7 protein-coding genes are annotated in these 8,307 nt (G+C 71.9%); 3 read left to right on the top strand and 4 right to left on the bottom strand.

The annotated features are described in order from the left end of the window. Nucleotides 1-38 precede the first annotated feature (38 nt). Nucleotides 39-695, bottom strand: a complete 657-nt coding sequence (locus RZ50_RS05175) for a TetR family transcriptional regulator (RefSeq protein WP_196952758.1) — start codon at nucleotides 693-695, stop codon at nucleotides 39-41. A gap of 8 nt (nucleotides 696-703) precedes the next feature. Beyond that, entirely contained in the window at nucleotides 704-2,314 is a 1,611-nt protein-coding gene (locus RZ50_RS05170; protein WP_308271422.1) for an MFS transporter, read from the bottom strand. Nucleotides 2,315-2,625: 311 nt separating this feature from the next. On the opposite strand from RZ50_RS05170, the gene RZ50_RS05165 reads away from it, so the two are divergent. Beyond that, entirely contained in the window at nucleotides 2,626-3,156 is a 531-nt protein-coding gene (locus RZ50_RS05165) for a hypothetical protein (RefSeq protein WP_196952757.1), read from the top strand. On the opposite strand, the gene RZ50_RS05160 is transcribed toward RZ50_RS05165, so the two are convergent. Further along, nucleotides 3,127-3,801: a hemolysin III family protein gene (locus RZ50_RS05160; protein WP_374199874.1), complete on the bottom strand. Its 675-nt coding sequence runs from the start codon at nucleotides 3,799-3,801 to the stop codon at nucleotides 3,127-3,129. The two genes, RZ50_RS05165 and RZ50_RS05160, sit on opposite strands and share 30 nt — an antisense overlap. 284 nt (nucleotides 3,802-4,085) lie before the next feature. Here RZ50_RS05160 and RZ50_RS05155 point away from each other — a divergent pair, with 284 nt between their 5' ends. Continuing rightward, the gene (locus RZ50_RS05155) at nucleotides 4,086-5,927 is read left to right on the top strand and encodes a phosphoenolpyruvate carboxykinase (GTP) (protein ID WP_196952755.1); all 1,842 of its coding nucleotides are present in this window, start codon (nucleotides 4,086-4,088) and stop codon (nucleotides 5,925-5,927) included. A gap of 184 nt (nucleotides 5,928-6,111) precedes the next feature. On the opposite strand, the gene RZ50_RS05150 is transcribed toward RZ50_RS05155, so the two are convergent. Then, nucleotides 6,112-7,326 carry a pyridoxal phosphate-dependent aminotransferase gene (locus tag RZ50_RS05150; protein WP_196952754.1) on the bottom strand — a complete coding sequence of 405 codons (1,215 nt, stop codon included), beginning with the start codon at nucleotides 7,324-7,326 and terminating at the stop codon, nucleotides 6,112-6,114. 77 nt (nucleotides 7,327-7,403) lie between these two features. On the opposite strand from RZ50_RS05150, the gene RZ50_RS05145 reads away from it, so the two are divergent. Next, nucleotides 7,404-8,117, top strand: coding sequence for a prepilin peptidase (locus tag RZ50_RS05145; protein WP_196952753.1), 714 nt, complete (start codon nucleotides 7,404-7,406; stop codon nucleotides 8,115-8,117). The last annotated feature ends 190 nt before the right edge of the window (nucleotides 8,118-8,307 follow it).

Below are 8,307 nucleotides of genomic sequence, written 5' to 3'. Positions count from 1 at the left end.
GGGCCCGGCTCGACGAGCCGGGCCCCGCCTCCGCGTGTTCACACCCCGACGAAGCCGCTCTCCAACAGCGCGAAGGTCCGGTCGACCAGGCCGGCGATGTCCTCCTGCCCGCCGCCCGTCGCCCACCGCAGTACCGCCTCGGTGGTGACGGCGCCGATCGCGGCGGCGGTGACCCGCATCTCGTACGTGGGCTCCTCGACGCCCGCCCGTCGGGTCAGCACGGTGAGGAACAGCTCCTGCGGGCTGTTGTCGGCCCGGTGCAGCCCGGCGCGCAGCGCGGGCACCTCGGTGACCAGCCGCATCCGGGTGACCAGTTCCTGCCGCTCGTGTTCGAGCAGGTGGTGGATCATCCCGGTCATCACGGCCCGGCAGGATTGCAGGAACGGTTCGTCGGTCGGGCGCTCCAGCAGGGCGGTGATCATCGCCGGGTCGTACTCGTCGGTGAGGACCAGGTCCTCCTTGGTGGCGAAGTACCGGAAGAAGGTGGAGGGGGAGACCTCGGCGGCGGCCGCGATCTGCTCCACCGTGGTGTTCTCGTAGCCCTGCTCGGCGAACAGCCGGTACGCCTCGCGGCGGACGGTCTGGCGGGTCTTCAGCTTCTTGCGCTCGCGCAGCGACAGCGGCGCCTCCAGCAGTGCCTGGACCGGGTTGGTCGGGGCGTCCGGGAGGGCCGCGGTCGGCTGCTCGGTCGTCATGCCTCCGATTATCCGTGATCTCCCGTGCTGGCGGGGGCGCCGGTGTCACGGGCCGGCATCCGGGTCGCGACCAGCACCGCCGAGAGCAGCGCGACGAGCCCGGCGACCAGCAGTACCACCGTCATCCCGTGCACGTACGCCGCGTGCGCGGAGGCGCTGAGCGCGGGCCGCCCGGCGGACCGGGCGATCGCGTCGGCGGCGACCACCGACTTCCCGGCCCGGTGAGCCGCCTCGGCCGGCAGCCCGTTCGTGTCCAGCGCGCCGCGGTACGCCCCGGCCAGCAGACTGCCGAAGGCGGCGATCCCGATCGCGCCGCCGACCTGCCGCAGGGTCTGGAGCAGTCCGGAGCCGACCCCGGCCCGGGCGGGTGGCAGGGTGACCAGGGCGGAGGCCTGGGCGGTGATCAGCGACAGGCCCATGCCCAGTCCCAGCACGGTGAGCCAGGCCGCGGCCCGCCCGTATCCGTCGGTGGCGCCGGTGCGGCTGCCGAACAGCAGCGCGCCGCCGAGCAGGGCCAGGCCGAGGGTGATCACGGCACGGGCGCCGATCCGGTCGACCAGCCGGTCGGTGAGCTTGGCCGCGACCATCAGGCCGAGCATCATCGGCATCAGCCGCAGCCCGGAGCCGAGGGCGTCCGTGCCGAGCACGCTCTGGAAGTAGAGGGGCAGGACGAAGAAGGCGCCGAACAGCACCAGCGAGATCAGGGTGGCCGCGACCGAGGACCAGCGGAAGGTCCGGTCGGCGAGCAGGGTGAGGTCGAGCATCGGGTCGCGCCGGCGTCGACTGAGCAGCACCAGCGCGGTGAGCGCGGGGACGGAGCCGACCAGGGTGCCGAGCACCAGGGGGTCGGTCCAGCCCTGGTCGGCACCCTGGATGATGCCGTAGGTGAGCGCGCCCAGTCCGGCGGCGGCGAGCAGGGTGCCGGGCAGGTCCATCCGGGGAGCGGCGGGATTGCGGGTCTCCGGCAGCAGGAGGACGCAGGCGGCGATGCCGATCGCGGTCAGCGGGACGTTGATCGCGAAGACCGAGCCCCACCAGAAGTGCTGCAGCAGGAAGCCCCCGATCAGCGGCCCGAGCGGGGCGCCGGCGGCGAGCGAGGTGGCCAGGATCGCCGTGGCCCGGCGCTGTTCGGCGGCCGGGAAGAGACCGGGGATCACCGCCATGGACATCGGCATGACGAGTGCGCCGGCCAGGCCCATCCCGGCGCGGGCGGCGATCAGGGTGCCGGGGGAGTCGGTGAGCATCCCGACGGCGGAGGCGAGCCCGAACAGGGCGAGGCCGACGGTGAGCGTGCGGCGGCGGCCGATCCGGTCGCCGAGGAGGCCGGCCGGCAGCATCACGGCGGCGAAGACCACCGTGTAGGAGTCGACGATCCACTGCTGCTGTCCGGTGGTGGCCCGTAACTGCGCGGCCAGGGTGGGCAGAGCGACGTTGAGGATCGTCATGTCGAAGCTGATCACCAGGACGCTCAGGGCGACGGCGACGAGGGCGAGCCAGCGACGCGGATCGGCGGGCCCGGTGGATGAGGCGGCCTCGGGCGGCGGGACGGTCTCCTGCGGCGGAGCGGCCCCAGGAGACGAGGCGGGCCCGAGGGGCGGGGGCGGAGCGGCGGCGGACACGGTGACCTCCAGGGCCTCCGAATGGGAAGTCTCTGTCAAATGACAGTAACTCTCAAAAGACTCCGTCAGTCAATGCGATGATGAGGTGACCTTTTGAGCGCGTTCCGTGATGTGTCCTGGAAGTGCAGCTTCCGCACACGGAATTGACGCAACGTTGATCTGTCGTTCGCCGCCTGGGGGCCGTTCCGGGTGGCGGAGGGTAGATACGATGTGGCAATCGGTCAGTGCTGACCGACGCGTGCCGAGAGCGGAGAAGGGGTGGGGCGGCAGGAGCCGACCACGAGCCCGGCGCCGGGAAGAGGGGAGCCCAAGTGGCCGACAGTGACGACAAGCAGGCGAGCGCCCAGGTGTGGGGTGCGGCCGTGGTGGTGGGTTCCGCGTTGGCCGTGGTCGCGGCCTATCTGATCAACGGAGCCCTGCTGGTCCTCGCGGTCGCCGGGGTCGAGGTGCTGCTGCTCATGGTGTACGTCGGCCGCCGTTGGCGCGCGCTGCACCAGCAGCCCTCCCCGGCCGGGCACCGCCGGTTGCGGGGGATCCCGGACGCGGCGCACTGCGAGCGCTGCCGCCGGGCCCGTGAGGCGCTGGACGCCCGGCAGGCGCGTGGGGGCGGCGCCCCGGCCCCGCGGGCGGTGCGCCCCGAAGTCCGGCCGGATCCGCAGGAGTTCACGTCGGCGCCGGAGCCCGGAGCCGACGACCTCCCGCCGTACCCGCACCGCCCGCAGGGCCGGGCCCCGTACGAGCGGCCCTGGACGGCGGAACGGGCGGCAGCCCGGTCCGTGGACCGGACGGCCGCCCGCCGGGGTGCGCCGGGCTCAGCCGGCCGTGCTGTACGCCACCAGTGAGACGCCGACGTACTGGACGATGAAGGCCCCGAGGGTGAAGGCGTGGAACACCTCGTGGAAGCCGAACCAGCGCGGTGAGGGGTTGGGCCGCTTGAGGCCGTACACCACGCCGCCGATGCTGTAGAGCACCCCGCCGACGATCATCAGCACCAGCACGGCGACTCCGCCGGTGTGCAGGAAGTCCGGGAGGAAGAAGGCGGCGGCCCAGCCCAGCGCTATGTACACGGGGGTGTACAGCCAGCGCGGCGCGCCGACCCAGAACACCCGGAACGCGATCCCGGCGAGCGCGCAGCCCCAGACCGCCCAGAGCAGCAGTTGCCGGTCGGCGCCCTTGAGCAGCAGCATGGTGAACGGGGTGTAGGTGCCCGCGATGATCAGGAAGATGTTCGCGTGGTCCAGCCGGCGCAGCACGGCGTCCCCACGCGGCCCCCAGTTGAAGCGGTGGTACACCGCGCTGACCCCGAACAGCAGCCAGGCGCTGACCGAGTAGATCGCGCAGGCGATCTTGGCGGGCGTGGAGTCCGCCAGGCAGATCAGCACGATCCCGGCGGCGACCGTGGCGGGGAACATCCCGGCGTGCAGCCAGCCCCGCCACTTCGGCTTGCTCTCCGTGAGCGCACTCTTCGTGAGCGCAGCAGCAGTCATGCGCAGCATGCTACCGGCTACCTACGGATCCGTAGGTTACTCGCGCGTAGGAAGTGGTGATCATCACTCTTGGACGTTTTGGAGTAATTGGAGTGTGGCCCCGCCCACTCGCGACGAGGCGGCATCGGTTTATTACTGGCCAGTAATCATACTGGGCGTCGTAAAAGATGAGTCAATTTCGCCGCTTCGCCAGATTCGTGCCCAGGATCCGGAGCTACGCTGCAAGCACCCTCAGACCCCCGCGACGCCGTCTCTTCGCCGAGACGGCGTGAAACGGAGCGATCGTGTCGTACGAGATCTCTGCTCTCAGCGCATCCGCGCCCACCCGCCACAAGCAGCTGCTCGCTTGGGTGAGCGAGATCGCCGAGCTCACCCAGCCGGACCGCATCGAGTGGTGCGACGGCTCCGACGAGGAGTACCAGCGCCTCGCGGACCTGCTGGTGGCTCAGGGCACCTTCAAGAAGCTCAACGAGGAGAAGCGCCCCAACTCCTACTACGCCGCCTCGGACCCCTCGGACGTGGCGCGCGTGGAGGACCGCACCTTCATCTGCTCCGAGCAGGAGAAGGACGCCGGCCCGACCAACCACTGGAAGGCCCCCGCCGAGATGCGGGACGTCTTCCAGGGCGAGCAGGGCCTGTTCCGCGGCGCGATGAAGGGCCGCACGATGTACGTCGTGCCCTTCTCGATGGGACCGGTCGGCTCCCCGCTGGCCGCGTACGGCGTCGAGATCACCGACTCCGCCTACGTCGCCGTGTCGATGCGCGTGATGACCCGCATGGGCCAGGCCGTGCTCGACCAGCTCGGCGAGGACGGGGACTTCGTCAAGGCCGTGCACACCGTCGGCGCCCCGCTGGCCGAGGGCCAGGCGGACGTGCCGTGGCCGTGCAACAGCACCAAGTACATCTCGCACTTCCCGGAGACCAGGGAGATCTGGTCCTACGGCTCCGGCTACGGCGGCAACGCCCTGCTCGGCAAGAAGTGCTACGCGCTGCGCATCGCCTCGACCATGGCCCGCGACGAGGGCTGGCTGGCCGAGCACATGCTGATCCTGAAGCTCACCCCGCCGGCGGGCCCCGCGGGCGAGGCGGAGCCCAAGTACGTCGCCGCCGCCTTCCCCTCGGCCTGCGGCAAGACGAACCTGGCCATGCTCCAGCCGACCGTCCCGGGCTGGAAGGTCGAGACGATCGGCGACGACATCGCCTGGATGCGCTTCGGCGCGGACGGCCGCCTGTACGCCATCAACCCCGAGGCCGGCTTCTTCGGCGTCGCCCCCGGCACCGGCGTGGACACCAACGCCAACGCCATCGACACCCTCTGGGGCAACACCGTCTTCACCAACGTCGCCCTCACCGACGACGGCGACGTGTGGTGGGAGGGCCTGACCGAGGAGCCCCCGGCGCACCTGATCGACTGGCGCGGCAACGACTGGACCCCCGAGTCCGGCACCCCGGCCGCCCACCCGAACGCCCGCTTCGCCGTCCCGGCCGCGCAGTGCCCGACCATCGCCCCCGAATGGGAGGACCAGGCGGGCGTGCCGATCTCGGCGATCCTGTTCGGCGGCCGCCGCGCCACCGCCGTCCCGCTGGTGACCGAGTCCTTCGACTGGCAGCACGGCGTCTTCCTCGGCGCCAACATCGCCTCCGAGAAGACCGCCGCCGCCGAGGGCACCGTCGGCGAGCTGCGCCGCGACCCGTTCGCGATGCTGCCGTTCTGCGGCTACAACATGGGCGACTACTTCGCCCACTGGCTGAAGGTCGGCGCCCAGGCGGACGCCGCCAAGCTGCCGAAGATCTACTACGTCAACTGGTTCCGCAAGAACGCCGAGGGCAAGTTCGTCTGGCCCGGCTACGGCGAGAACAGCCGCGTGCTCAAGTGGATCGTCGAGCGCCTGGAGGGCACCGGCGAGGGCGTCGAGACCCCGATCGGCGTGCTGCCGACGGTCGACGGCTTCGACCTGGGCGACCTGAAGCTGTCCGAGGAGGACCTCGACCTGCTCTTCACCGTGGACGCCGACATCTGGCGCCAGGAGGCCGCGCTGGTGCCGGCCCACCTGGAGACCTTCGGCGACCACACCCCGAAGGAGCTGTGGGACGAGTACCGGAGCCTCGTCGCGCGCCTCGGCTGAGCCTGAGCCTCAGCCGAGCGAGAGGCGGGCGCGCGGCACGAACCGCGCGCTCGCCGAGTGACAGGACGGCCGGAGTTCCACCGGGCGGTCTTTCCCCGACCAAGGAGACCGCCCGGCAGGGACTCCGGCCGTAGTGTTTCTCGGATCGGTGCCCACGGATGAGTTTCCGCGGATCGACGAGGGCCTACGGCTGCGTGTAGCCGCTGAGGAAGTCGCCGATGCGGGTCACGGCGTCGGTGATCTCCTCCGGCCGTGGCAGGGTGACCAGCCGGAAGTGGTCCGGCTCCGGCCAGTTGAAGCCGGTGCCCTGGACCAGCAGGATCCGCTGGGAGCGCAGCAGGTCCAGCACCATCCGGGCGTCGTCCCTGATCTTGTGGACCTTCGGGTCCAGCCGGGGGAAGGCGTACAGCGCGCCCTTGGGCTTGACGCAGCTGACGCCGGGGATGTCGTTGAGCAGCCGGTACGCGGCGTCGCGCGAGGCCAGCAGCCGGCCGCCGGGCAGGATCAGGTCGCGGATCGACTGCCGGCCGCCGAGCGCCGCGGCCACCGCGTGCTGGGCGGGCATGTTGGCGCACAGTCGCATCGAGGCGAGCACGGTCAGGCCCTCGATGTAGCTGCGGGCGCGGTGCCGGTCGCCGGAGAGCACCATCCAGCCGGAGCGGAAGCCCGCGACCCGGTAGGCCTTGGACAGGCCGTTGAAGGTGACGCAGAAGAGGTCCGGCGCCAGGGTGGCCAGCGGGATGTGCTCGGCGTCGTCGTAGAGGATCTTGTCGTAGATCTCGTCCGCGTAGACCACCAGCCCGTGCCGGCGGGCGATCCCGACGATGCCCTCCAGCACCTCGCGCGGGTAGACCGCGCCGGTGGGGTTGTTCGGGTTGATCACCACGATGGCCCTGGTCCGGTCGGTGACCTTGGCCTCGATGTCCGCGAGGTCCGGGTACCACTCGGACTGCTCGTCGCAGCGGTAGTGCACCGCGGTGCCGCCGGCCAGCGAGACCGAGGCCGTCCACAGCGGGTAGTCCGGCGCCGGGACGAGGACCTCGTCGCCGTCGTCCAGCAGCGCGGTCATGGCCAGCTGGATCAGTTCGGAGACGCCGTTGCCGAGGAAGACGTCGTCGACGGAGAGCCCGTGCAGGCCGCGGTCCTCGTAGTGCATGACCACCGCGCGGCGGGCGGAGAGCAGACCCTTGGAGTCGCCGTACCCGTGCGCGTTCGCGAGGTTGCGCAGGATGTCCTGGAGGATCTCCGGGGGCGCCTCGAAGCCGAAGGTGGCCGGGTTGCCCGTGTTGAGCTTGAGGATGCGGTGGCCTTGTTCCTCCAGCCGCATCGCCTCGTCGAGCACCGGGCCACGGATGTCGTAACAGACGTTGGCGAGCTTGCTGGACTGGATGACCTGCATGCCTGCTTACTTTAGGGGCAGGTGGGGGCCGGTTGCGGAAAACCGGTGGGAAGTCGACGGGAAGAGGGGGTGCGCCGGTGGTGCCGGTCGCGGTCGGGGCGGTTCTGCTCGGTCTTCTGGTGGCTCCGCTGCTGCGCGGACTGGTCGCGCACTTCGCGGTGCCCGAGGGTGAACCCTGGTGCGCCGCCTGCCCGTTCTGCGGGCGCGCGGTGCGGCTGCTGCCGCCGACCGGGCGCTGCCCCGGCTGCCGGGAGCGGTTGGGAGCGGGGGCCTGGACGGTGGAGGCGGTCGCGGCGGCGGTCGCGCTCGCGGTGGCGTACGCGGCGGACGGGGCGCAGACGGCGGCGCTCGCCTGGGCGGGTGCGCTCGGCGTGGTGCTCGGCTTCGTGGACGGGCGGGTGCGCCGGCTGCCGCACCGGCTGAACCTGGCACTGGTGGCCGGGGTGGCCGTGCTGCTGACGGTGGCGGCCCTGGCCGAGGGGCGCCCCGGCGTGCTGCTGCGCTGCCTGCTGGTCGCGCTGACGGTCGGCGCGCTGCTCGAACTGGCCGTCTGGGCGCGCGCGTTGGGCCCCGGCGACTCCCCGCTCGGGCTCGCCCTGGGCGGGCTGCTCGGCTGGTACGGCTGGTGGGTCGCGATCGGCGGGCTGGTCGCCGCGGTGGTGCTCGCCGGGCTGTGGGGCACCCTGCGGGCCGCCGCGCTGCTGGTCCGTCGGCGCCCGTGGCGCGGACTGGAGGTCCCGGTGGGGCCGTTCCTGCTGCTCGGCGCGCTCACCGCGGTACTCGCCCGGTGAGCGGGCTACGGCCTGGGCGGGGCGAGGCCTGAGCGGGTCGCGGTGAGCGGGCGACGGCTGAGCGGGCGACGGCTGAGCGGGCAACGGAAAGGGCCCGCCGTACCGGAGTCGGTACGGCGGGCCCCGCCGCCGGCGCGCAGGCCCCACCCTCAAGGAGCGGCGCGCCGGAGTGGGTTACGTCCGGGAGGGC

It is taken from the genome of Kitasatospora sp. SUK 42 (assembly GCF_015776785.2).
In the GTDB taxonomy this organism is placed as follows: domain Bacteria; phylum Actinomycetota; class Actinomycetes; order Streptomycetales; family Streptomycetaceae; genus Kitasatospora.
The sequence above is the reverse complement of the archived record's forward strand: the minus strand, read 5'-3'. Positions and strand labels throughout refer to the sequence as shown.